Source organism: Burkholderia sp. MSMB617WGS, assembly GCF_001532025.2.
Classification (GTDB): domain Bacteria; phylum Pseudomonadota; class Gammaproteobacteria; order Burkholderiales; family Burkholderiaceae; genus Burkholderia; species Burkholderia savannae.
Window position 1 is genome coordinate 1,627,854 of the sequence record NZ_CP013457.1, and the last position, 22,693, is coordinate 1,650,546.

Sequence of the window (22,693 nt, forward strand, 5' to 3'; positions counted from 1 at the left end):
TCCGGTAATATACGATCCGTATATAAATCGTATAAATTCATGCCATGGGAATAGTCAAGATATCCGATCAGATGCATGAATCGCTGCGCCATGCGAGCGCCGCGCTAAGCCGATCGATCAATGCGCAGGCGGAGCACTGGCTGCGTATCGGGATGCTCGCCGAATTGCATCCGACGCTCAGCTACGCGGAGATTTGCCGCCTGTTGATCGAGGCGGAAATTCAGGGCGACGAAGCGACGACGACCTCCACCGCCGCCGCGAGGACCGCATGATGGCACGTTCACGACACGTTCCGATCCGCTCGAAGGCCGAGATCGCGATGGCGCGCCGCGCCGGCATGATGGCCGCGCAGGTGCTGAGCATGATCGCGCCGCACGTGAAGGCCGGAGCGACGACGAACGAGCTCGACCGGCTGTGCCGCGATTACATCGTCGACGTCCTGCACGCGCGACCCGCGAACATCGGCTATCACGGATATCCGAAGACGATCTGCGCATCCGTGAACCATGTGGTCTGCCACGGCATTCCATCCGATCACGCATTGATGGACGGCGACATCGTCAACATCGACGTCGCGCTCGATATCGACGGCTGGTATGGCGATACGAGCCGCATGTATTTCGTCGGCGAGCCGGCCGCGGCTGCGCGCCGTCTCGTCGATGCGACCTTCGAAGCGATGATGGCGGGAATCGCGGCGGTGCGTCCGGGCGCGACGCTCGGCGACGTCGGCCATGCGATCCAGAGCGTCGCGCATCGCGAGGGCCTCAGTGTCGTGCGCGAGTACTGCGGCCACGGCATCGGTCGCATTTACCACGACGAACCGCAGGTGCTCCATTACGGGCGGCCGGGAACGGGGCTTCGCCTCGCGCCCGGCATGATCTTCACGGTCGAGCCGATGCTCAATGCGGGGCGCGCCGAAACGCGGCAACTCGCAGACGGCTGGACGGTCGTGACGCAGGATCGTTCGTGGTCCGCGCAGTGGGAGCACATGGTGGTCGTCACGGAAGGCGGCTTCGATATCCTGACGCCGTGGCCGGACGGCGAGCCGGCGTGCCCGCCGGTTGGAGCGGACACGCCGGGCGCGATCGAGCGGAGCTGAATCGACATCTCGGTCGAGCATGCGTGATCGTAGGCCGGGAACAGGCGGCGGGGCACTTCGGGCATTCGCGGCCGTAGCCGTCTGCCGCTCGGGACACCTCCGATCTGTCGCTGCCCGGCCGCCGAGCGCAGGAATCCCGTCCGCCGCGCGGCGGCATTGAGCGCGTGCGACGGCGCGAAGCTTTGCCTGCGCGATGATGCATCGCGCGAGTCGGTTGCACTGATTCGGACTCCGATGGTTCGTGTCATCGACACGCGCGCGGCGCACCGGGCCCATCCGGACTGGGTGTGCGGATTGCCGGTTTGACGGCCGGCCATGCCGAGAGAATCACGACGAGCCGATGCGTGTCCAGTTCCGGATGCCATGTGGCGGGGCGATCGCGGAGTCGCGGCCGCCGGTCGAGCATCGGTTGGTGTCGCCCGGCTTCATAGCGCGGATTCCTCCCATTTCGGACTACTCGAAGCCGGCGCGACGATGAGCGGCGTATACGAGAATCCCGCAAGCCCGAATCACGTCGGCACGCCGATGCGAGGGGACGGCTTCGCGTTGAAGCGCAGGCGCGTGCCCGACGCCCGGTTGCACTCGAAATCGGCCGCGAGGCCGATCTTCCTGTCGATGATGGGCCGCTACCGATGGAGGTTATTGTTGGCCGCGCGGCATGTCCCGCAGATAGTTGCCGGCATGAGCGGCGAGCGGCTGCACACGGTGCCCGAAGCGTACGACGAGAATGCGCCGCACGCACGGCGCGTTCCGCTGCATCGCGACGCAAGCGACGATTCGCTCGAGCGGCAAGCGCTGAACGGCGCGGACGACTTGCATATCACGCGTTCGCGAGCGACGCCGACGGACGATGCAGGTTTGCCGCCGCAACAGACAATTTCCGCACGCGCGCATCCGGCGCCGCCGTTCAGAATCGCGAACTGACGCTCGGCGCGCCCGCGCGCGAGGCGTGGGCGGCGCGCGCTTGCCGCGAGATGCGCCATGTGTTCGACGCGCGCGGCGCGCCCGTCATTTCTTCGGCGCGCCGCCGCCGAACGATCGCATCGTGTAGGCCAGCACCGAGCGAAGCACTTCGTCGCGGCGCTCGGGCGTCGCCATCGCACGCGCGACGAGCACCGCGCCGATCGCCGCGCATCCGAGCGTCCACGCCGCTTCGTCGTCGTGCAGCGCGTTCGCGATCGATGTCTGAAAGCGCTTGATCAGATCCTCGAACATCTTGCGCGTCGCGACGTCGGCGCGCGCGATCTCCGCGCCGAGCGCGGGCACGGGGCAGCCGAGTTCCGGATGATCGGCGTGCGCGGTGCTCAGATAGCCGCGCAACGCCGCGACGAGGTCGTCCTTCGAGCGGTTCTCGACCGTCGCGAGCACCTTCGACATCTCGTGCTCGACGATCGCGTGCAGGAATTCCGGCTTCGAGCGGAATTGCGAATAAAACGCGCCCGTGGTCACGCCAGCCGCCGCGGTGAGCGCGTCCATGCCGGTGTTCGCGAAGCCGCTTTGCTTCGCGAGCGCGGCGCCTGCCTCGATGAGGCGGGCCCGGCTTGCCTCCTTGTGTTTCGCTGTGTAACGCATGTCGCTTCCGTATTCGCGGCCTTGATCGAATGACTTCGATTGAAGTATAGAATAACGTCCGTTACCATAACGATCGTTATTGAAACGAGCTTCAATCGCAGCCGGCCGGACGGAGCGTTTCGCGGCAGCCGAGAAAACCGCGCGCACCGTGTGCATGCGGCGCTCGCGCCATGGGGTGGGCGTGCCTCGGCGTCGGGGCCGAAGCGGGGCAGTGCGCAAAGGTGCGTGGCGGCGAAGCGCATCGGGCCTCGACGGGCCTGCTGCCCGGAATGCGGCGCGTGTCGCTGCGCGTTTTGCTCGCCATCGGCATTCCGGCGATCGGTTGGCGCGGCCGAGCCAGCCTGAGCCCGAACTCGAGCCCGAAGCGGCGTCGCACGCGTGACGTGAGGACGATGCGCGCGGCGGCGTCGCGCGGTATTGGCTCGAGTAGCGCGCGCAAGCCGCATTCGCGTTGTCCGTCGGAGGCGGGCAGGGCGATCGTCGGGGCGGAGCAATCAAGCTCGCAACGCGCGGCCGGCCATCGACGACCCGGGCTTCGGCTCGGCGCAGCGCGCCATATCCATCGAGCGGCCGATGAGCCGCGATTCCGCCTGCATCGAATGTCTCGGCTGCGCGTTGCGCGCAGCGCGATTCGTGCCGCAGCGCTTCGCATGTGAATGCGCCGTATGCGTGACGTCGCGGAGCGATCTCGCGTGCCGGCGCAATTCGCGCTCGCTGGCTTGTGCGCCAACGCGCTTGCCGTGTACGTCCGTCATCTCGCGACCCGGACGTCGACGCACAGAGCGGCGGGCCGGACATCGCGTAGTCGGCTCATTCTAGAATTCCTGTTTCTTCTTGATAGGTTCCAAATTGGAACTTGCTATCTGCTCGAAACGATGTCGGCGCGCGACGGAAGACCGTGAAGCCCTGCGCTCATCGTCGGCATTCAACATGCGCGGGCCCGAGTCCGCCGTCAGGGAGATACCGGATGACCTTTGTCGTGATGGAAGCGTGCATTCGCTGCAAGCACACCGATTGCGTGGACGTGTGCCCCGTCGATTGTTTTCACGAGGGGCCTAATTTTCTCGTCATCGATCCGAACGAATGCATCGACTGCGCGCTGTGCGAGCCGGAGTGCCCGATCGACGCGATACGCGCGGCCGACGACTTGCCGGACGATCAACGGCATTTCATCGCGCTCAACGCCGAGCTCGCCGAGCATCCGAACTGGCCTCGGATCACCGGCAGGAAGCCGGCGCTTTCCGATCACGCGACGTGGACCGACGTGAAAGGCAAGCTCGCCCAGTTGGACCGCAACGGCGCGTGATGCCCGTCATGCCGCATCGATTCGATCAGCGCCCGTGCCGGCGGCGTGCCGCATGCGAGCGGCGATCCCAAAGCGCGAAGCCGCGCGGTGCGAACTGACATGGGCCGCGCGCTCGCCGATCGCTTCGGCCGCGACGTCACCTACGTGCGTCTGTCGGTGACGGACCGCTGCGATTTCCGCTGCGTCTATTGCATGGCGGAGGACATGCGGTTCCTGCCGCACGGCGACGTGCTGACGATCGACGAACTGGCGGCCGTCGCCGAGGCGTTCGTCTCGCTCGGCGTGCGCAAGATCCGGCTCACGGGCGGCGAGCCGCTCGTTCGCGCCGGCTTGACGACGCTCGTCGAGCGCGTGGCGAAACTGCCGGGTCTCGACGAACTCACGCTGACGACCAACGGCGCGCGCCTCGCGCGGTTCGCCGCACCGTTGAAGGCGGCCGGCCTGGATCGCATCAACGTCAGTCTCGACAGTCTGCGCGCTGAGCGCTTCGGCGCGCTGACGCGCACCGGCCGCCTGCAGGCGGTGCTGGCCGGCATCGCCGCCGCGAAGGGCGCCGGGTTCCGGCGCATCAGGCTGAACAGCGTGATCCTGCGCGGGCGCAACGACGACGAGGTGCTGGATCTGGTGCGTTTCGCCCGCGAGGAGCGGCTCGATCTGGTGTTCATCGAGGAGATGCCGCTCGGCGCGATCGACGAGCACGACCGGGCTTCGAGCTTCGTGTCGAGCGAGGCGGTGCTCGCGCAGATCCGGCTCGCCTATCCGCTATTTCCGAGCACCGAATCGACGGGCGGCCCCGCACGCTATTTCCGGATGGCGGACAGCGACATTCGCATCGGCGTGATCTCGCCGCACAGCCACAATTTTTGCGGCGACTGCAACCGGGTGCGCGTCACGGCGAGCGGCCGCATGCTGCTGTGTCTCGGCAACGAGCACGGCGTCGAGCTGCGCGACGTGCTGCGCGCTCGCCCAGGCGACGGCGAGCGCTTGCGCGACGCGATCGTCGCCGCGATGCCGCTGAAGCCCGAGCGGCATCACTTCGATCTGAACGCGCCGCCGCAGGTCGTACGCTTCATGAACATGACGGGAGGATGAGGAAGAGATGTCCGCGAACGCCCATGAAACGGTGCTGTCCGTTCATCACTGGAACGACACGCTGTTCAGCTTCAAGACGACGCGCAATCCGAGCTTGCGTTTCAAGACCGGCCAGTTCGTGATGATCGGGCTCGAGATCGAAGGCAAGCCGCTGATGCGCGCCTACAGCGTCGTCAGCGCATACTACGACGATTATCTGGAGTTCTACAGCATCAAGGTGCCCGACGGCCCGCTCACGTCGCGGCTTCAGCATCTGCGGGTCGGCGACACGCTGCTCGTCGGCCGTAAGCCGACCGGCTCGCTGATCATCGACAACCTTCGGCCCGGCAGGCATCTGTACCTGCTGTCGACGGGCACGGGCCTCGCGCCCTTCATCAGCGTGATCCGCGATCCCGAATACTACGAGGCGTTCGACAAGATCGTCCTCACGCACGGCGTGCGCTGGAAGAGCGAGCTCGGCTATTTCGATCACATCACGTCCGAACTGCCCGAGAACGAGTACTTCGGCGATCTGGTGCGCGACAAGCTGATCTACTACCCGACCGTGACGCGCGAGACGTTCGAGCGTCAGGGGCGCCTGACCGAGTTGATCGACTCCGGCAAGCTGTTCGACGACATCGGCCTGCCGCCTTTCGATTCCGCCGTGGATCGCGCGATGATCTGCGGCAGCCCGAGCATGCTCGCCGATCTGGTCGAGATCCTGGCGCGGCGCGGCTTCGTCGAGGGGACGAGCCATGCGCCGGGCGATTACGTGATCGAGCGCGCCTTCGTCGAGAAATGACGGTGCGCGGCGGCGCGGCGCGCGGGTGTCGCCGTCGCGTGCGCTCGTCGTTGCGTGGGTCGTCGGTCGTCGCGCGTCGGAACGTTCACGCGTCGTCGTCGTTCGCACCGCGTCCGCGATTGTCGGGTCGCCGCCGCTGTCGCCGTGCGTGAACGGCATGCGTGCGTCGTGCGGTGCGCGGGTGCGCGCGCGACATTTCTGCGGTAGGAAAGGGCGCCGGGCAGTCCCGCTCGGGCTGATCGGCGTGTGCGGCGCTCGGGCGCCCGCGCGGCCCGACGAGCGTTTCTTGTTTCAAGCGACTGTCGCGCGTCGACGGCACTTTCGGCGTTTCGCGCGCAACGATCGCGTCTGGTGTTCGCGTCCGATGATCGCGTCCGATGATCGCGTCCGGTGATCGCGTCCGGTGATCGCGTCCGGTGATCGCGTCCGGTGATCGCGTGCGGTCATTCGGATTCCGAATGGAGCTGCGAGCAACACGCGCTCGTCGTCACGCCGGCCGTGGCGGCAAGCGCGTCCACGCCGGCGTTCGCGAAGCCGTTTCTCTTTGTGCGCGCAGCGTCCGGTGTTCGGTGTTCGGCGTCGACGACGCACGCGCGGCGCATTTGCTCGCGTTTCGGCGATCGCCGCGTCGATGCACGCTGCGTTTGGAGCGTCTGTTCGATTGACTTCGGTCAATACGTGGAATAACGTCCGTTTCGATAACGATCGTTATTTGATATTCACCATTCCCCGATTCCGGCGAGTGCGCCGGCAGATGGAGCGTGCGATGGCAGTCGAAAAAACCGCCTGTATCCTGTGTTCGCGCAATTGCGGTCTCGTCGTCGACGTCGTGGACGGCAAGTTCGCGAAAATCCGCGGCGACGACGATCACCCGATTTCGAAAGGCTATCTGTGCCAGAAGGCCGCGCGCCTCACGTACTACCAGCATCACGACGACCGCCTGACGCATCCGCTGCGCCGCGAGCCCGACGGCAGCTTCGTGCGCGTCACGTGGGACGAGGCGCTCGACGACATCGCGCAACGTCTCGTCGCGCTGCGCGAGCGGCACGGCGGCGACGCGTTCGCGTTCGTCGGCGGCGGCGGGCAGGGCAATCATGTCGGCGGCGCGTATAGCCGGCAACTGCTCGCGGCGATGCGAAGCCGCTACGCGTACAACGCGCTCGGCCAGGAAAAGACCGGCGATTTCTGGCTCAACGGCCGCTTGTTCGGCCGTCAGGACTGCCACACGACCGAGGACATCGAGCATGCGGACTACGTGCTCGTCATCGGCGCGAATCCATATCAGGCGCACGGCATCCCGAACGCACGCGACACGCTGCGCGACTTGAAGAAGGACCCGAACCGCACGCTCGTCGTCGTCGATCCACGGCGCTCGGAGACGGCCAAGCAAGCCGATCTCCATCTGCAGGTGCGCCCCGGCACGGACGCGTATTTGATGAGCGCGATGCTCGCGATCATCCTGCGCGACGGGCTGATCGACCGCGAGTTCATCGCGCGGCGCTGCGCGGGTTTCGAGTTCGTCGAGCGCGCGCTGCGCGATGTGCCGATCGCCGAGTACGCCCGCCGCGCGGACGTGCCGCTCGAGGACGTCGAGCGCGTCGCGCGCGGGTTCGCGACCGCACGCGCCGCGTGCCTGCGCATCGATCTCGGCATCCAGCACACGCTGCACACGACGCTCAACGGCTATCTCGAGAAGCTGCTGTTTCTCTTGACCGGCAACTTCGGCAAGCGCGGCGGCAACAACCTGCATACGTTCCTGCTGCCCGTCATCGGCCACACCGACGAGCGCGTGCGCAAGAACGGCAAGCCGCTCAAGCGGACCGCGCGTCACCGGATGTTTCCGATCGCCGGCATCTATCCGCCCAACATCCTGCCCGACGAAATCGAGCACGCGGACGAGAATCGCGTGCGCGCGGTGTTCGTCGACAGCGCGAATCCGGTCGTCACGTATGCCGATTCGAACGCGTACGAGCGCGCGTTCGGCAAGCTGGAACTGCTCGTCGTGATCGACGTCGCGATGACGGAGACGGCGCGCCTTGCGCATTACGTGCTGCCCGCCGCGTCGCAGTTCGAGAAATGGGAGGCGACGGGTTTCAATCTCGAGTTCCCGGCCAACGCGTTCCATCTGCGGCATGCGCTGCTGCCGCCGCTCGGCGAATCGCTGCCGGAGCCCGAGATCTACACGCGGCTGCTCGAGAAGATGGGCGAACTGCCGGGCCGGTTTCCGCTCCTCGAGCGCGTCGCGCGGCTCGAGCCGCGCGCGTCGAAGCACCTCGTCTACATGGGCGCGCTCGGCATCGCGCTCGCGGCGAACAAGAAGTGGCAGCGTCATGCGGCGTCGATCGTCTATCGCACGCTCGGACGCGCGCTGCCGAACGACGCCGCGGGTATTGCGCCGCTGCTGCCGCTCACGATGCTGTATGCGCAGCAGCACTACGCGGCCGTGCGCCGCGCGGGCATTCGCGGCAACCGGGCGACGCTCGGCACCGCGCTCTTTCGCGCGATTCTCGAGCGGCGCTCCGGGACGGTGATGAGCATTCACGAGTTTCACGAAATGTGGCGCTTCATCCGCCATCCGGACGGCCGCGTGCATCTGCACATTCCGGAGATGATCGACGAGTTGCGCGCGCTCGGGACGGAGACGCCGCCCGGCGCCGATTACCCGTTCGTGCTGATGGCGGGCGAGCGGCGCGCGTACAACGCGAACCAGATCTATCGCGATCCGTCGTGGCGCAAGGTCGATCCGCACGGCTCGCTGCGGATTCATCCTGACGATGCGGCCGCGCTAGGTGTCGCAGACGGCGGCAAGCTCGTGTGCGCGTCGGCGACGGGCAGCATCGAGGTCGTCGCCGAGCTCGACGACAGCGTGCGGCGCGGGATGGTCACGCTGCCGCACGGCTATGGCATGCGTTACAAGGGCGGGGCGCCGATCGGGCCCGAGCTCAATCGCCTGACGTCGGGCGCGCACTGCGATCCGCTGTCGCGCACGCCTTATCACAAGTACGTGCCCGTGCATTTGCGCGTCGTCGATGCGCTGGTGCCCGCAACGCCGACCGTCGAGGCCGTGCCGGCTTGACGACGCGCGCGCCGCCGGGCGTGCGGCGGCGCGGGCGGGCTCTCCAGCCGGCGCGCGGCGAGCGCGCATCCGCCGCGCGTCGGGAAGGCCGCTCGCGCAGCATGCAGGGCGACGGGCGGGCGCAACGGATGCGTGCGCGCCTAACGTCCGCTACGCCGCACCCGCCGCCCCGCCGCCCCGCCGCACCCGCCGCACCCGCCGCACCCGCCGCACCGACCCGCCGCACCGCATCGGCCGAGATTCGATGACATTCGGCGGCATTCGGCCGCTTTCGCGTCGGGCTTCCCCGCTTTCCCGCTCGATTGGCCGCCTCGTTCGCGCATGCGAGCCCGGCGGGCGGAAAACCTCTCTTCGATGCGCCGGCGCGGCGCGCTGACAGGCGGGCGGCGACGCCGGCCGATTCTCGAACCTTTTCCCCGTCTTTTACGACGCGGCGGATGCGCGTTTCGCCGCCGCTTCGCCGCGTCGCGAGCGGCGGGCCGGCCGCATCGGGCCGAATGTAACGAAACGTTAGCGATCCGATCGCGATGCGATGCCGCGCATCAGTTCTTACAAAGTTGAAATATGCGGCGCAGATGGTTCCCGCTATAGTCGAAACCAACGAATCAACCAGAAGGGGAGTCCATGAAAACCTTGCGTGCTGCCTCGCTCGCGGCCGGTCTCGCCGCGTTGCTCGCATCCGGCGCCGCGTTGGCAGGCGTCAGCGTCGGCATCAACGTCGGTGTGCCCGCGCCCGTCTACGTCGCTCCGGCGCCGGTCTACGCGCCGCCGCCGCCGCCCGTCGTGTATCAGCCGGCTCCCGTCTACGCACCGGCCCCCGTGTATGCGCCCGTGCCGTCGATCGTGATCGGCTGGCACGGCGACCGTTACTGGGACGGCCGCCGCTACTGGGGCCGCGACGAATGGTATCGCCATCACCGCGATTGGGACCGCGGCCACCGGGACAACGGCCGCCACAACGGCTGGCGTCACTGATGCCGGCGTTCGGCCGTGCGCCGGCCGGTATACGGCGCGTCGAGCGACGCATGCCGCCGCCGGCCCCATGAAAAAACCGCCCGAGGAACGGGCGGTTCGAACATCCGACGAACCCCGCGCTTTCGCGAGCGCGGGGTTCGTCCTTTTCGCGCCGGGCGCCGCCGTGCGCCGAAGCGCCGCGGCTCGGGCCGCCCGCCGCCGCGCCGCGCTTACTCTTCGAGGCCGGCCATCCCGCCCACCACCGCGTTGAAGCCCGAGTCGACGTGCATCACCTCGGCCGTGACCCCGCTCGCGAGGTCCGACAGCAGGAACGCGCCCGCGTTGCCGACCTGCTCGATCGTCACGTTGCGCTTGAGCGGCGAGTTGCTCTCGACGAAGTCGAGAATCTTGCCGAAGCTCTTGATGCCGCTTGCCGCGAGCGTCTTGATCGGGCCCGCCGAGATCGCGTTCACGCGCACGCCCTTCGCGCCGAGCGACACCGCGAGATAGCGGACGCTCGCCTCGAGCGCCGCCTTCGCGAGGCCCATCGTGTTGTAGTTCGGAATCGCCCGTTCCGCGCCGAGATAGGAGAGCGTGAGGAGCGAAGCGTCGCTCGACAGCATCGGCAGCGCGGCCTTCGCGAGCGCCGGGAAGCTGTACGCGGAGATGTCGTGCGCGATGCGGAAGTTCTCGCGCGTGAGGCCGTCGAGGAAATCGCCCGCGATCGCCTCGCGCGGCGCGAAGCCGATCGAGTGGACGAGGCCGTCTAGCGTGTCCCAGTGAGCCTTGAGCGACGTGAAGAGGGCGTCGATCTGCGCGTCGTCGGCGACGTCGCACGGGAACACGAGCTCGCTGCCGAACTCGGCCGCGAACTCGGTGATGCGATCCTTGAAGCGATCGCCGACGTAGGTGAACGCCAGCTCGGCACCTTCGCGCTTGCACGCCTTGGCGATGCCGTAAGCGATCGAGCGGTTCGACAAGAGGCCCGTCAGCAGAATACGTTTACCGTCGAGAAAGCCCATGAATTCTCCTATGTGTGGCGCCCGCGCCCGCGCATCGGCGGGCGCCGGTTGGCTGTAATCGGTTGCGAGTGGGTAGAATTCTCTCACATCGCCATCCTCGAACGACTGCCAAGGCTTCTATGACGATCGGTTCGCCCCGGGCCAGCCGGCCGCGACCGCCGCGACGCGCGGCGACACCCAAACAGGCCGCGCGACCGGCCGCGCCGCAACGGGCGGCCGATCGGCGCGCCGCGCTCGTGCGCTTCGTGCGCTTCGTGCATTTCGTGCGCCGGACGGCCGCGGGCGTCGCGCTCGCGCTCGCCGCGATGCCGGCCGCCCACGCGGCTTACGCGATCGCCCAGTACGGCGAGCCGAAGTATCCGCCCGGCTTCAAGCATTTCGACTACGTGAACCCGGACGCGCCGAAGGGCGGCACGCTCGTGCTCGCGAATCCGAACCGGCTCACGACATTCGACAAGTTCAATCCGTTCACGATGCGCGGCAACCCGGCGCCCGGCCTCGACCTGCTGTTCGAGAGCCTGACGACGGGCAGCGCCGACGAGCCCGCGTCCGCGTACGGCCTCCTCGCGGACGACATCGCGGTGGCGCCGGACGGGCTGTCGGTCACCTTCCATCTGAATCCGCGCGCGCGCTTCTCGAACGGCGATCCCGTCACCGCGGCGGACGTCAAGCATTCGTTCGACGCGCTGAAGAGCCCGCAGGCGGCGCCGCAATACCCGGCGTACTACGCGGACATCACGCGCGCGGTGATCGTCGATCCGGCGACCGTTCGCTTCGAGTTTCGCCGGAAAAACCGCGAGCTGCCGCTGATCGCGGGCGGCATTCCGGTGTTCTCGCGCAAATGGGGCCTGCGGCCGGACGGCTCGCGCATGCCGTTCGACCAGCTCGCGTTCGAGCAGCCGATCGGCAGCGGCCCGTACCTGATCGAGCGCTACGACACCGGCCGCACGATCGCGTACCGGCGCAATCCCGCGTATTGGGGCGCCGCGCTCCCCGTGCGGATCGGCACGAACAATTTCGAGCGCATCGTCTACAAGCTGTACGGCGACGGCGTCGCGCGGCTCGAGGCGTTCAAGGCAGGCGAGTACGACGTGCTCATCGAGTACATCGCGCGAAACTGGGTGCGGCGCGACGTCGGCAAGCGCTTCGACAGCGGCGAGCTCGTGAAGCGCGAGTTTCGCCAGCACAACGGCGCGGGCATGCAGGGCTTCTTCATGAACCTGCGGCGGCCGCTGTTCCAGGACGTGCGCGTGCGCCGCGCGCTCGATCTCGCGTTCGACTTCGAATGGCTGAACCGGCAACTGTTCTACAGCGCCTACACGCGCCTGAACAGCTACTTCGCCGATACCGACCTGCAGGCGACGGGCGTGCCGAGCGCGGGCGAGCTCGCGCTGCTGAACCCGCTGCGCGCGCAGCTCGACCCGGCGGTGTTCGGGCCGATGACCGTGCAGCCCGTCACCGATCCGCCCGCATCGCTGCGCGCGAATCTGCTGACGGCGCGCGCGCTGCTTGCGCAAGCCGGCTGGACCTACCGCGACGGCGCGTTGCGCAACGCGAAGGGCGAGCCGTTCGTATTCGAGATCCTCGACGATTCGGGCTCGGCGTTCGAGGGAGTGGTTACCGCGTACATCCGCAATCTCGCGAAGCTCGGGATCGTCGCGAAGTATCGGACGGCCGATTACGCGCTGCTGCAAAAGCGCCTCGACGCGTTCGACTACGACGTGACGACGGTCCGCTACCCCGGCGTCCAGGTGCCGGGCGCCGAGCAGGTCGCGCGCTTCGCGAGCCGCTACGCGGACGAGCAGGGCTCGGACAACCTGACCGGGCTCAAGTCGCCTGCGGTCGACGCGATCCTGAAGGCGCTCACGCAGGCCGAGACGCGGCAGGAACTGCTCGATGCGACGCACGCGCTCGACCGCGTGCTGATGCACGGCTACTATGCGGTGCCGCAGTGGTACAGCGCGACGCACCGGATCGCGTTCAAGCGCACGCTCGCCTATCCGTCGACGCTGCCGCTGTACTATTCGGCGGAAGGCTGGGTCGCGTCGACGTGGTGGGCGAGCCCTGGCCACGGCGCGTCCGCCGAGCCGTGACGGCGGCCCGCACGGCGCGCGCCGTGCGGGCCCGGCGTACGCCGCGCGGCGCGCTTGCCGCGCCCGCCGATTGACGAAACCGTTCGAACACGCCTGAGTGCCGAGTGCGCCTATGTGGAGCTACATCCTCAAACGTCTGCTGCTGATGATCCCGACGCTCGTCGGCGTCCTGACCATCACGTTCGCCGTGATCCAGTTCGTGCCGGGCGGCCCGGTCGAGCAGGCGGTGCAGGAACTGCGCAAGGGCGCCGAGCGGGGCAGCGCGCCGTTCGGGATGCGCTCGTACACGGGCGTCGACGCGCAGCAGCTCGCGCAGCTGAAAGCGCTGTACGGCTTCGACAAGCCGCCGCTCGAGCGCTACTGGCTGATGCTCGAGCGCTTCGCGCGCTTCGATCTCGGCGACAGCTATTTCCATCATCAGAGCGTCTGGTCGCTCGTCGTGTCGAAGCTGCCCGTGTCGATCAGCATCGGCGTGTGGACTTTCCTGCTCACCTACCTGATATCGGTGCCGCTCGGCATCGCGAAGGCGGTGAGGAACGGCTCGCCGTTCGATCTCGCGACGAGCCTCGTCGTTCTCGTCGGCTACGCGATTCCCGGCTTCGTGCTCGGCGTGCTCTTGCTCGTGCTGTTCGGCGGCGGCTCGTTCTGGCAGATCTTCCCGCTGCGCGGCCTCACGTCCGACAACTTCGCGCAGCTCTCCGTCGCCGGCAAGATCGCCGATTACCTGTGGCACATCGCGCTGCCGATCGTCGCGTCGGTCGTCGGCAGCTTCGCGGTGATCACGATGCTCACGAAGAACGCGTTCCTCGACGAGATCCGCAAGCAGTACGTGCTGACCGCGCGCGCGAAGGGGCTCTCGGAGCGCAGCGTGCTGTGGAAGCACGTGTTCCGCAATGCGCTCCTGCCGCTCGTCGTCGGCTTTCCGGCCGCGTTCATCGGCGCGTTCTTCACCGGCAGCCTGCTGATCGAGACGCTGTTCTCGCTCGACGGGCTCGGCCTGCTGTCGTACGAATCGGTGATCCGGCGCGACTATCCGGTCGTGCTCGGCACGCTCTACATCTTCACGTTGATCGGGCTCGCGACGAAGCTCGTGTCCGATCTCTGCTACGTGTGGGTCGACCCGCGCGTTCAATTCGAGCAACTGGAGCGCTGATTTGAGCCGACTCGCCGTCTCTTCCCGGATCGACGCCGCGCGCGCGCGGGTGTCGCCGTCGCCCGCGCGGCGCGTGTGGCTGCGCTTCAAGGAGCAGCGCCTCGGCTACTGGAGCCTCGTGATCTTCGTGATCGCGTTCGCGGCGAGCCTCGCCGCGCCGCTGTGGTCGAACGACAAGCCGATCGTCGTGCGCTACGACGGCCACTTTTACTTCCCGCTCTTCAAGAGCTATCCGGAAACGACCTTCGGCGGCGATTTCCCGACGCCCGCCGACTATCTCGATCCTTACGTGCGCGGCAAGCTCGACGCGCCCGGCAACTTCGCGCTGTATCCGCCGAACCGCTACTACTACGACACGCTCAACTACTTCTCGAAGCGGCCGAACCCGGCGCCGCCTTCGCGCGGGAACTGGCTCGGCACCGACGCGCAGGGGCGCGATTTGCTCGCGCGGCTCGTCTACGGGTTTCGCGTGTCGGTCGAGTTCGCGCTCGTCCTGACGTTCATCGGCACGCTGCTCGGCATTGCGGCGGGCGCGGTGCAGGGCTTCTTCGGCGGACGCATCGACATCGTCGGCCAGCGGCTCATCGAAATCTGGAGCTCGATGCCGGAGCTCTATCTGCTGATCATCTTCGCTTCCATATTCGAGCCGAGCTTCATCCTGCTGATCGTGCTGCTGTCGCTGTTCGGCTGGATCGGGCTGTCCGACTACGTGCGCGCCGAATTCCTGCGCAACCGCACGCAGGACTACGTGCGCGCCGCGCGCGCGATGGGGCTCACGAACTGGCAGATCATCTGGCGGCACGTGCTGCCGAACAGCCTCACGCCCGTCATCACGTTCCTGCCGTTCCGGATGAGCGGCGCGATCCTCGCGCTCACGAGCCTCGATTTTCTCGGGCTCGGCGTGCCGCCGCCGACGCCGAGCCTGGGCGAGCTGCTCGCGCAGGGCAAGGCGAACCTCGACGCATGGTGGATCTCGCTCGCGACGTTCTGCGTGCTCGTCGCGACGCTCCTGCTGCTGACCTTCATGGGCGACGCGCTGCGCAACGCGCTCGACACGCGCGTCGCGGACACGACGCGCGCGGCGGGAGGCGTCCGATGAGCGCCGTGCGCGATGCGGACGACGGCGCGGCGGCGGCGCCGCGCGAGCCGCTGCTGTCGCTCGAGCGGCTGCGCGTGCGCTTCGGCGACACGCTCGCCGTCGACGACGTGTCGCTCGCGATCGGCCGCGGCGAGCGCGTCGCGCTCGTCGGCGAGTCGGGCTCCGGCAAGAGCGTGACCGCGCTGTCGGTGCTGCGCCTGTTGCGCGACGCCGACGTGAGCGGCACGATCCGCTTCGCGGGCGAGAATCTCGCCGACAAGAGCGAGCGCGCGATGCGCGGGCTGCGCGGCGCGGATATCGCGATGATCTTCCAGGAGCCGATGACGGCGCTCAATCCGCTCTTCACGGTGGGCGAGCAGATCGGCGAGACGATCGAGCTGCACGACGGCGTGTCGAAGCGCGACGCGCGCGAGCGTGCGATCACGCTGCTCGCGCGCACCGGGATCGACAAGCCGCGCGAGCGCGTCGACAGCTATGCGCACCAGTTGTCGGGCGGCCAGCGGCAGCGCGCGATGATCGCGATGGCGCTCGCGTGCCGGCCGCGCCTGCTGCTCGCCGACGAGCCGACGACCGCGCTCGACGTGACGATTCGCGCGCAGATCGTCGAGCTCCTGCTCGAGCTGCAGCGCGACGCGGCGGCCGAGCGCGGGATGGCGGTGCTTCTCATCACGCACGATCTGAACCTCGTGCGGCGCTTCGCCGAGCGCGTCGCGGTGATGGAGAAGGGCAAGCTCGTCGAATGCGGGCCGGTCGAGCGGATCTTCGACGCGCCCGAGCATCCGTACACGCAGCGCCTCCTGCACAGCCGGCCGCAGCGCGCGGTGTCGCCGGTGCTGCCGATCGCGCCCGTCGTGCTCGACGCGCGCGGCGTCACCGTGCAGTTCAAGCAGAAGCTGCCGGGTTTCGAGGGCTGGTTCCGCTCGGGGCGCTTCACCGCTGTGTCGGACGCGAGCGTGTCGGTGCGGCAGGGCGAGACGCTCGGGATCGTCGGCGAGTCGGGCTCCGGCAAGTCGACGCTCGCGATGGCGCTTCTCGGGCTGCAGAAGGTCGCGCGCGGCGACATCGAATTCGAGGGCCGCGCGCTCGCGAGCTTTCACGGCCGCGAGCGGACCGCGCTGCGCGCGAACATGCAAGTGGTATTTCAGGACCCCTTCAGTTCGCTTTCGCCGCGGCAGACGATCGAGCGGATCGTGTCCGAAGGGCTCGAGCTGCATCGCCCGCAGCTCGCGGCCGGCGCGCGCCGCGACAAGGTGATCGCCGTGCTGCGCGAAGTCGGCCTCGACCGCACCGTGCTGCATCGCTATCCGCACGAATTCTCGGGCGGCCAGCGCCAGCGGATCGCGATCGCGCGCGCGCTCGTGCTGGAGCCGCGCGTGCTTGTGCTCGACGAGCCGACGAGCGCGCTCGACGTGTCGATCCAGCAACAAGTGTTGAAGCTGCTGTCGAATCTGCAACGCAAATACAACCTCGGCTACGTGTTCATCAGCCACGATCTGGAAGTGATCGGCGCGATGGCGCACCGGGTCGCGGTGATGCAGGGCGGGGCGATCGTCGAGACGGGCGATGTCGAGCGGATCTTCACCGATCCGGTGCATCCTTACACGCAAAAATTGCTGAAAGCCGTTCGTTAAGTCTGATGAATCCGAATGGTGCAAGAAGTTTGATTGAAATTCTCAATTCCTTTTGACAAACAAATACTTCGTGGCTAGTATCGACCGAAATTTTTCCGCTAATCAGCTGAGTTTCCAGCGCAAATCCATCGACCAATGCAGCACCGATATCTGACCCAGGCTTGCACGCGCGTCGTCGCCGGGATGTTCGTCGGCGTCCTGATCGCTGCAGCTCCCGGCGCGTTCGCCGACGAAGTCAGCAGTTCCAGTCAGAATGCCGTCGGTTTGGCTCAAGCCGAATCGGCCTCCTCCTCCCAGAATCTCCAGCAGGTCAGTGCCGCGACGCCCGCGAAGAGCCAGGGCGGCGCGAAGTCATTCCTGTCGGGCATGGCCGGCAAGGCGGGCGACGTCGTCGTCGGCGCGCTGAACATGATTGGCGTGCGCTATCGCTGGGGCGGCAACACGCCGGATTCGGGCCTCGACTGCAGCGGCTTCGTGCGCTACGTGTTCCAGGACACGCTCGGCATGTCGCTGCCGCGCCGCGCGGAAGAGATGAGCCGTGTCGGCGAGAAGGTCCGGATGAGCGAGCTGAAGCCGGGCGACCTCGTGTTCTTCAACACGATGCGCCGCACGTTCTCGCACGTCGGCATCTACATCGGCGACAACAAGTTCGTGCATTCGCCGTCGACGGGCAGCACGATCCGCGTCGACGATCTCGATAGCGGCTACTGGGAAAAGCGCTTCACCGGCGCGCGCCGGATCGAGACGCAGTTCTCGGCGAAGCCCGACGATCTGCGCCAGCGCGTGAAGGCGACGATCGGCGACGGCAACGTCAGCGCGACGAGCGCGAACGGCAGCAACTGAGTCGCTGCACCGCTCGCGCCGGCCGATTGCCGGGCGCGTCGAAGCCCCGCTCTCCGATGGAAGCGGGGCTTTTGCTTTCGAGCGGCGGTTTCGAGGCGATGCGATGCGATGCGGCGCGTGCGCGGCGCGCCGGGGCGGCCGCGCAACGACGCGGGCGGGCTCAGGCGGCGGCCGCCGTCGAGCGCGCGGCCGCGAGCTTGCGCTGCAGCTCCGGCATGATTCGCGCGACCGCTTCCTCGCCTGCGAGGATCGCCGCGTTGCGCTGGTTGAAGTCGCTGCCGCCCATCGCGGCGAGGTTCGGGCGGATCACGACGTCGGCGTATTTGTCGAGCTCGTAGGTCTTGATCGTCTGACCCATGATCGTGAACGTCTGCAGCAGCATTTCGATCGGATTGCCGGTCGTCGCGCCGTCCGGGCGCGCGGAGATGTCGACCGCGATCACGAAGTCCGCGCCCATCCTGCGCGCGAACGACGCGGGCACGGGGCTCACGAGCCCGCCGTCGACGTATTCGCGATCGCCGATCCGCACCGGCTCGAACACCGACGGCACGCTGCACGAAGCGCGCACCGCGAGCCCCGTGTTGCCGCGCTGGAACAGGATCGGCTGGCCGCTCTTCAGATCGGTCGCGACGATGCCGAGCGGTTTCGTCATCTTCTCGATCGGCCGGTTGCCGAGCGTCTTGTTGATGAAGTTCTGCAGCGCGACGCCTTGCAGCAGGCCGCGCGAGCGGAACGGCGTCGCCCAGTCGCTGATCGACGCCTCGTCCATCGCGAGCGCGAGCTTGTTGATCTGCAGCGCGTTCATTCCCGATGCGTACAGCGCGCCGACGACCGAGCCCGCGCTCGTGCCGGCGACGAGCTCGATCGGGATGCCGCGCGCCTCGAGCGCCTTCAGCACGCCGACGTGCGCGAAACCGCGCGCGGCGCCGCCGCCGAGCGCGATGCCGATCCGGACCGGCTTTTCGCGCGGCTGCGGCGGGTTCGCAGGCAGCGTGACGGCGCCCGACGTCGTCGGCTTCGTGCCGGTCGACGTGCAGGCGGCGAGGATGGCCGACGCGCAGGCGAGCGTGAACGTGCGGCGGGACAAACGGGGGGACGACATCGGCTCGATCTCCAACTGCGGACCGTGCGCGGCCGCGATGGGCGCGCCGCGCACGGCGACATTCCGGCGGCCGCGCCGAAAATTGCGCGCGGCCATGCGCGGCGCCGGCATGGCGGCCGCGGCGCGCACATCATAAAGCAACTGGCGGCGCGCGCGCGAAACCTTCGGCCGGGCGGCGAGGCGGCCGTTGGCCGAATGGCCAGGGGGCGAGGCCGGCCGGCGTTTGAGAAGATATCCGGGCGCGAGAGTCGTTCGCCGCTGCCGGGGCGCCGGAATGCGAAGGCTGCGGGGCTCGAGGCGGACCGGTCGCGTGCGGCGCTGCGCCGCGCCGCTTGAAGGGGCGTGTGGGCGCGTAAGTTGGGCGACGACGCGCGGCTCCGCCGCAAGCCGCGCGAGCCGGGCGTCGCGCGACGAGGAAGCGCCGCGCGGCGAGTATAATTCGTGCTCTTTGCGTTCCGGTCGCGCATGCACCCCGGCATTGCCGTGCGGCGTGCGCCGCCGCGTCGTTTCAATTGATGCGCCGTTTGAGGCGTTCGAGCTATCGTTTATGACCCGTCCTGTCCGCACCCGTTTCGCGCCGAGCCCCACGGGCTTCATCCACCTGGGCAACATCCGATCCGCGCTCTATCCGTGGGCCTTCGCCCGCAAGATGAAGGGCACGTTCGTGCTGCGGATCGAGGATACCGACGTCGAGCGCTCGACCGAGGCGTCCGTCGACGCGATCCTCGAAGGAATGGCATGGCTCGGCCTCGATTACGACGAAGGCCCGTTCTACCAGATGCAGCGGATGGACCGCTACCGCGAAGTGCTCGAGCAGATGCGGGAGCAGGGCCTCGTCTATCCGTGCTACATGTCGACGGAAGAGCTCGACGCGCTGCGCGAGCGCCAGCGCGCGGCGGGCGACAAGCCGCGCTACGACGGCACGTGGCGCCCCGAGCCGGGCAAGGTGCTGCCGGAGCCGCCCGCCGGCGTGAAGCCCGTGCTGCGCTTCCGCAATCCGTTGACGGGCGCGGTCGAGTGGGATGATGCGGTGAAGGGCCGGGTCGAGATCTCGAACGAGGAGCTCGACGACCTCGTCATCGCGCGTCCCGACGGCACGCCGACGTACAACTTCTGCGTCGTCGTCGACGATCTCGACATGGGCATCACGCACGTGATCCGCGGCGACGACCACGTGAACAACACGCCGCGTCAGATCAACATCCTGCGCGCGCTGGGCGGCGAGGTGCCGGTGTACGCGCACCTGCCGACCGTGCTGAACGAGCAGGGCGAGAAGATGAGCAAGCGCCACGGCGCGATGAGCGTGATGGGCTATCGCGACGCCGGCTATTTGCCGGAAGCGGTGCTCAACTATCTCGCGCGCCTCGGCTGGTCGCACGGCGACGCGGAGATCTTCTCGCGCGAGCAGTTCGTCGATTGGTTCGATCTCGAGCATCTCGGCAAGTCGCCCGCGCAGTACGACCACAACAAGCTGAACTGGCTGAACAACCACTACATCAAGGAAGCGGACGACGCGCGCCTTGCCGAGCTCGCCAAGCCGTTCTTCGCGGCGCTCGGCGTCGACGCCGACGCGATCGCGAAGGGCCCTGGCCTGGCGGGCGTGATCAGGCTGATGAAGGATCGCGCGTCGACGGTGAAGGAGATTGCGGAGAACTCGGCGATGTTCTATCGCGCGCCCGCGCCTGATGCCGACGCGCTCGCGCAGCACGTCACCGAGGCGGTGCGCCCGGCGCTCGCCGATTTCGCGGCGGCGCTGAAGGCGGCCGACTGGACGAAGGAGGCGATCGCGGCCGCGCTGAAGGCGACGCTCGGCGCGCACAAGCTGAAGATGCCGCAGCTCGCGATGCCGGTGCGCCTGGTCGTCGCGGGCACGACGCACACGCCGTCGATCGACGCAGTGCTGCTGCTGTTCGGTCGTGACGTCGTCGTGTCGCGTCTCGAAGCGGCGCTCGCATAGCGCGCGCAAGCCGAGGCCGCGTGGTTCGAATGGCTCGATGTCCCGAGTGCGCGGCTTCGCAAAGAATTTTGCTCGAATCGCAAATGGGGTATTTACAAACCTCAAAACCGTCTCTACAATCTCGCTTCTCTGTTGTTCAGCAGTCAACGAGACACGGGGGTATAGCTCAGCTGGGAGAGCGCTTGCATGGCATGCAAGAGGTCAGCGGTTCGATCCCGCTTACCTCCACCAGTTGAACGCAGAGTGAGCGAGGTTTGCGAAGCATTGAGTGACAGAAAAAATGCTTCACAAACGGAATGAAAGAAGTTAGAATTTCGTTCTTTGCTGTTGGTGAAAATTGACGGCAAGAACAAAGCAGTAAGACAAATCTGAAAAGATTTTGTCCCCTTCGTCTAGAGGCCTAGGACATCACCCTTTCACGGTGAGTACAGGGGTTCGAATCCCCTAGGGGACGCCAAACATCAGCGGCGTTTCATTGGAAACGAAGCGGGTCGGCAAGAGCGTAACCGACGCTTGTCGATCAGGGTGCAAGAAGTGGAGCGGTAGTTCAGTCGGTTAGAATACCGGCCTGTCACGCCGGGGGTCGCGGGTTCGAGTCCCGTCCGCTCCGCCAGATCGAGAGCCCGTTCAGGCTGCATGTGAACGGGCTTTTTCGTTAAAGGTGTAAGCAGTACGTTGTCCCCTTCGTCTAGAGGCCTAGGACATCACCCTTTCACGGTGAGTACAGGGGTTCGAATCCCCTAGGGGACGCCAACACAAGGCGTCGTTCGAACGAAACGTCGAGACGATGCGCCGGCAGGAAGCACCGACGCCTGCCAGGCAAGCAGCAAGACTGGAGCGGTAGTTCAGTCGGTTAGAATACCGGCCTGTCACGCCGGGGGTCGCGGGTTCGAGTCCCGTCCGCTCCGCCAAATCGAAGCCCGTTCAGGAACGCCTGAACGGGCTTTTTGTTTTCCGTCCCGATTCCTGCCGGATTGTTCGGTGCATCGTGGCCGCATGCGTGCAAATCGGCATTGCAACGCGCGCCGGCTGCGCTATCGTGGCGATGACGCAGGTTTTGCGAACACGCCATGTCCGATTCCGCCGCCGCTCCTCTCGTCTATCTGCTGCGCTCCGCCGAGCCGGGCGACTTCGAATTCGCGGAAGCGCTCACGCACGGCAACATGAATGCGTACTACGAGCGCCACGGCCTCAAATGGCGCGCGGATCTCTTTTTCGCGAGCTGGCGCGACTCGGAGAACTTCATTCTCGAGCTCGACGGCTCGCCCATCGGTTTGTTGAGAATCACCGAGGAGGGCGATTCGCTGCACATCCGCGACGTGCAGATCGCGCCGGGGCATCGGCAGCGCGGCGCGGGTACGTACCTGCTCGAGATGTCGCACCGCTTCGCGAAGGCGCGCGGCTTGCGGGAGACGCAGCTGCGCGTGTTCGTCGACAACCCGGCCGCGCGGCTCTATCTGCGGATGGGCTATCGGCTCGCGGGGCCGCGTCTTGCGCAGTTCGGGTCGATCCGCCATATGGTGCGGCTCGTGCCGCGGTGAGGCCGCATGCGCGGCGGAGCCTCGTCGGGCGAACGGGGAAACGGCGCGAACGAATCGAGCGAGGCGACGGGGCGGCGCGTGCGCGATCGAGTGCGCGCCGCGTACGTAGAGCGTTGGCCGACGCGGATTCGATAAATGGCTTGCGTGAGGCGCGCCGCGATGGGCAGAGCATCTAGCAGTCCGAACGGGCGCGCGAACCTGCCTCGGCTCGCGGGGGGAACGACCGAGATCGACGGCTTCGCCTTGAATGTGCCGCGCCGCGCCGCGTCGATTCGGGACGGCGACCGAGGTCGATTGATTCCGTCGTGTTCGTCCGGACGCGCCGCTCGCAAGCGGAGTCGTCGGTCACATCGCGAAGGCCGAGCGCTCCGC

At 67.3% G+C, this 22,693-nt stretch carries 19 protein-coding genes and 5 tRNA genes; 21 read left to right on the top strand and 3 right to left on the bottom strand.

Features of this window, described 5'->3' with window-relative positions:
* Positions 1-44 precede the first annotated feature (44 nt).
* The 3 genes from WT60_RS08125 to WT60_RS08135 all read left to right on the top strand — a co-directional run bounded on the left by WT60_RS08125 (position 45) and on the right by WT60_RS08135 (position 2,023).
* Positions 45-272: a ParD-like family protein gene (locus tag WT60_RS08125; RefSeq protein ID WP_038753536.1), complete on the top strand. Its 228-nt coding sequence runs from the start codon at positions 45-47 to the stop codon at positions 270-272.
* On the top strand, positions 272-1,099 hold the full coding sequence (gene map / locus WT60_RS08130) for a type I methionyl aminopeptidase (protein ID WP_038753533.1): 828 nt from the start codon (positions 272-274) through the stop codon (positions 1,097-1,099). Before WT60_RS08125 ends, map begins: the two co-directional genes overlap by 1 nt.
* Positions 1,100-1,573: 474 nt before the next feature.
* Positions 1,574-2,023, top strand: coding sequence for a hypothetical protein (locus tag WT60_RS08135; RefSeq protein WP_052145184.1), 450 nt, complete (start codon positions 1,574-1,576; stop codon positions 2,021-2,023).
* 84 nt (positions 2,024-2,107) lie between these two features.
* Here WT60_RS08135 and WT60_RS08140 read toward each other — a convergent pair whose 3' ends face one another.
* On the bottom strand, positions 2,108-2,671 hold the full coding sequence (locus WT60_RS08140) for a TetR/AcrR family transcriptional regulator (RefSeq protein WP_059574478.1): 564 nt from the start codon (positions 2,669-2,671) through the stop codon (positions 2,108-2,110).
* Positions 2,672-3,638: 967 nt separating this feature from the next.
* On the opposite strand from WT60_RS08140, the gene fdxA reads away from it, so the two are divergent.
* The 6 genes from fdxA to WT60_RS08180 all read left to right on the top strand — a co-directional run bounded on the left by fdxA (position 3,639) and on the right by WT60_RS08180 (position 9,901).
* Positions 3,639-3,977 carry a ferredoxin FdxA gene (gene fdxA / locus WT60_RS08150; protein ID WP_038753524.1) on the top strand — a complete coding sequence of 113 codons (339 nt, stop codon included), beginning with the start codon at positions 3,639-3,641 and terminating at the stop codon, positions 3,975-3,977.
* Positions 3,978-4,076: 99 nt separating this feature from the next.
* Positions 4,077-5,069 carry a GTP 3',8-cyclase MoaA gene (gene moaA, locus WT60_RS08155; protein WP_059574574.1) on the top strand — a complete coding sequence of 331 codons (993 nt, stop codon included), beginning with the start codon at positions 4,077-4,079 and terminating at the stop codon, positions 5,067-5,069.
* A gap of 7 nt (positions 5,070-5,076) precedes the next feature.
* On the top strand, positions 5,077-5,850 hold the full coding sequence (locus tag WT60_RS08160; protein ID WP_059574483.1) for a ferredoxin--NADP reductase: 774 nt from the start codon (positions 5,077-5,079) through the stop codon (positions 5,848-5,850).
* Between the two features lie 458 nt (positions 5,851-6,308).
* Complete coding sequence (locus WT60_RS08170; protein ID WP_145986750.1) at positions 6,309-6,515, top strand: hypothetical protein; 207 nt, start codon at positions 6,309-6,311, stop codon at positions 6,513-6,515.
* Positions 6,512-8,926 (top strand): molybdopterin oxidoreductase family protein, encoded by a 2,415-nt coding sequence (locus tag WT60_RS08175; RefSeq protein ID WP_060355415.1) that lies wholly within the window; start codon positions 6,512-6,514, stop codon positions 8,924-8,926. The genes WT60_RS08170 and WT60_RS08175 overlap by 4 nt, the downstream gene beginning before the upstream one ends.
* 624 nt (positions 8,927-9,550) lie before the next feature.
* The gene (locus tag WT60_RS08180) at positions 9,551-9,901 is read left to right on the top strand and encodes a hypothetical protein (RefSeq protein WP_038753516.1); all 351 of its coding nucleotides are present in this window, start codon (positions 9,551-9,553) and stop codon (positions 9,899-9,901) included.
* 209 nt (positions 9,902-10,110) lie between these two features.
* Here the strand turns inward: WT60_RS08180 and fabI are convergent, their stop codons facing one another.
* Positions 10,111-10,902, bottom strand: coding sequence for an enoyl-ACP reductase FabI (gene fabI / locus WT60_RS08185; RefSeq protein ID WP_038753514.1), 792 nt, complete (start codon positions 10,900-10,902; stop codon positions 10,111-10,113).
* Between the two features lie 119 nt (positions 10,903-11,021).
* On the opposite strand from fabI, the gene WT60_RS08190 reads away from it, so the two are divergent.
* The 5 genes from WT60_RS08190 to WT60_RS08215 all read left to right on the top strand — a co-directional run bounded on the left by WT60_RS08190 (position 11,022) and on the right by WT60_RS08215 (position 17,721).
* A complete protein-coding gene (locus tag WT60_RS08190) occupies positions 11,022-12,995 on the top strand; it encodes an extracellular solute-binding protein (protein WP_060355416.1) in 1,974 nt (657 codons plus the stop codon).
* Positions 12,996-13,107: 112 nt separating this feature from the next.
* Positions 13,108-14,148, top strand: coding sequence for an ABC transporter permease subunit (locus WT60_RS08195; protein ID WP_038753509.1), 1,041 nt, complete (start codon positions 13,108-13,110; stop codon positions 14,146-14,148).
* 1 nt (position 14,149) lies between these two features.
* On the top strand, positions 14,150-15,247 hold the full coding sequence (locus WT60_RS08200) for an ABC transporter permease (protein WP_038753507.1): 1,098 nt from the start codon (positions 14,150-14,152) through the stop codon (positions 15,245-15,247).
* A complete protein-coding gene (locus WT60_RS08205; protein WP_059643152.1) occupies positions 15,244-16,878 on the top strand; it encodes a dipeptide ABC transporter ATP-binding protein in 1,635 nt (544 codons plus the stop codon). Before WT60_RS08200 ends, WT60_RS08205 begins: the two co-directional genes overlap by 4 nt.
* Positions 16,879-17,013: 135 nt before the next feature.
* Entirely contained in the window at positions 17,014-17,721 is a 708-nt protein-coding gene (locus tag WT60_RS08215; protein WP_060355417.1) for a C40 family peptidase, read from the top strand.
* A 160-nt stretch (positions 17,722-17,881) separates the two neighbouring features.
* Here the strand turns inward: WT60_RS08215 and WT60_RS08220 are convergent, their stop codons facing one another.
* Entirely contained in the window at positions 17,882-18,934 is a 1,053-nt protein-coding gene (locus WT60_RS08220) for a patatin-like phospholipase family protein (RefSeq protein WP_038753542.1), read from the bottom strand.
* Between the two features lie 436 nt (positions 18,935-19,370).
* On the opposite strand from WT60_RS08220, the gene gltX reads away from it, so the two are divergent.
* From gltX to WT60_RS08255, 7 genes are all read left to right on the top strand, one after another.
* A complete protein-coding gene (gene gltX, locus WT60_RS08225; RefSeq protein WP_038753498.1) occupies positions 19,371-20,780 on the top strand; it encodes a glutamate--tRNA ligase in 1,410 nt (469 codons plus the stop codon).
* Positions 20,781-20,935: 155 nt separating this feature from the next.
* A tRNA-Ala gene (locus tag WT60_RS08230) sits at positions 20,936-21,011 on the top strand.
* Between the two features lie 150 nt (positions 21,012-21,161).
* Positions 21,162-21,237: transfer RNA gene (locus tag WT60_RS08235), tRNA-Glu, on the top strand.
* A 79-nt stretch (positions 21,238-21,316) separates the two neighbouring features.
* Positions 21,317-21,393, top strand: a tRNA-Asp gene (locus WT60_RS08240).
* A gap of 64 nt (positions 21,394-21,457) precedes the next feature.
* Positions 21,458-21,533 (top strand) — tRNA-Glu (locus WT60_RS08245).
* 81 nt (positions 21,534-21,614) lie between these two features.
* Positions 21,615-21,691, top strand: a tRNA-Asp gene (locus WT60_RS08250).
* A gap of 159 nt (positions 21,692-21,850) precedes the next feature.
* The gene (locus WT60_RS08255; RefSeq protein WP_038753496.1) at positions 21,851-22,321 is read left to right on the top strand and encodes a GNAT family N-acetyltransferase; all 471 of its coding nucleotides are present in this window, start codon (positions 21,851-21,853) and stop codon (positions 22,319-22,321) included.
* Positions 22,322-22,693: the final 372 nt, after the last annotated feature.

Coding starts and splice junctions, on each gene's coding strand:
- WT60_RS08125 (WP_038753536.1), top strand. CDS start 45: ATGGGAATAGTCAAGATATCCGATCAGATGCATGAATCGCTGCGCCAT.
- map (WP_038753533.1), top strand. CDS start 272: ATGGCACGTTCACGACACGTTCCGATCCGCTCGAAGGCCGAGATCGCG.
- WT60_RS08135 (WP_052145184.1), top strand. CDS start 1,574: ATGAGCGGCGTATACGAGAATCCCGCAAGCCCGAATCACGTCGGCACG.
- WT60_RS08140 (WP_059574478.1), bottom strand. CDS start 2,671: ATGCGTTACACAGCGAAACACAAGGAGGCAAGCCGGGCCCGCCTCATC.
- fdxA (WP_038753524.1), top strand. CDS start 3,639: ATGACCTTTGTCGTGATGGAAGCGTGCATTCGCTGCAAGCACACCGAT.
- moaA (WP_059574574.1), top strand. CDS start 4,077: ATGGGCCGCGCGCTCGCCGATCGCTTCGGCCGCGACGTCACCTACGTG.
- WT60_RS08160 (WP_059574483.1), top strand. CDS start 5,077: ATGTCCGCGAACGCCCATGAAACGGTGCTGTCCGTTCATCACTGGAAC.
- WT60_RS08170 (WP_145986750.1), top strand. CDS start 6,309: ATGGAGCTGCGAGCAACACGCGCTCGTCGTCACGCCGGCCGTGGCGGC.
- WT60_RS08180 (WP_038753516.1), top strand. CDS start 9,551: ATGAAAACCTTGCGTGCTGCCTCGCTCGCGGCCGGTCTCGCCGCGTTG.
- fabI (WP_038753514.1), bottom strand. CDS start 10,902: ATGGGCTTTCTCGACGGTAAACGTATTCTGCTGACGGGCCTCTTGTCG.
- WT60_RS08190 (WP_060355416.1), top strand. CDS start 11,022: ATGACGATCGGTTCGCCCCGGGCCAGCCGGCCGCGACCGCCGCGACGC.
- WT60_RS08195 (WP_038753509.1), top strand. CDS start 13,108: ATGTGGAGCTACATCCTCAAACGTCTGCTGCTGATGATCCCGACGCTC.
- WT60_RS08205 (WP_059643152.1), top strand. CDS start 15,244: ATGAGCGCCGTGCGCGATGCGGACGACGGCGCGGCGGCGGCGCCGCGC.
- WT60_RS08215 (WP_060355417.1), top strand. CDS start 17,014: ATGCAGCACCGATATCTGACCCAGGCTTGCACGCGCGTCGTCGCCGGG.
- WT60_RS08220 (WP_038753542.1), bottom strand. CDS start 18,934: ATGCCGGCGCCGCGCATGGCCGCGCGCAATTTTCGGCGCGGCCGCCGG.
- gltX (WP_038753498.1), top strand. CDS start 19,371: ATGACCCGTCCTGTCCGCACCCGTTTCGCGCCGAGCCCCACGGGCTTC.
- WT60_RS08255 (WP_038753496.1), top strand. CDS start 21,851: ATGTCCGATTCCGCCGCCGCTCCTCTCGTCTATCTGCTGCGCTCCGCC.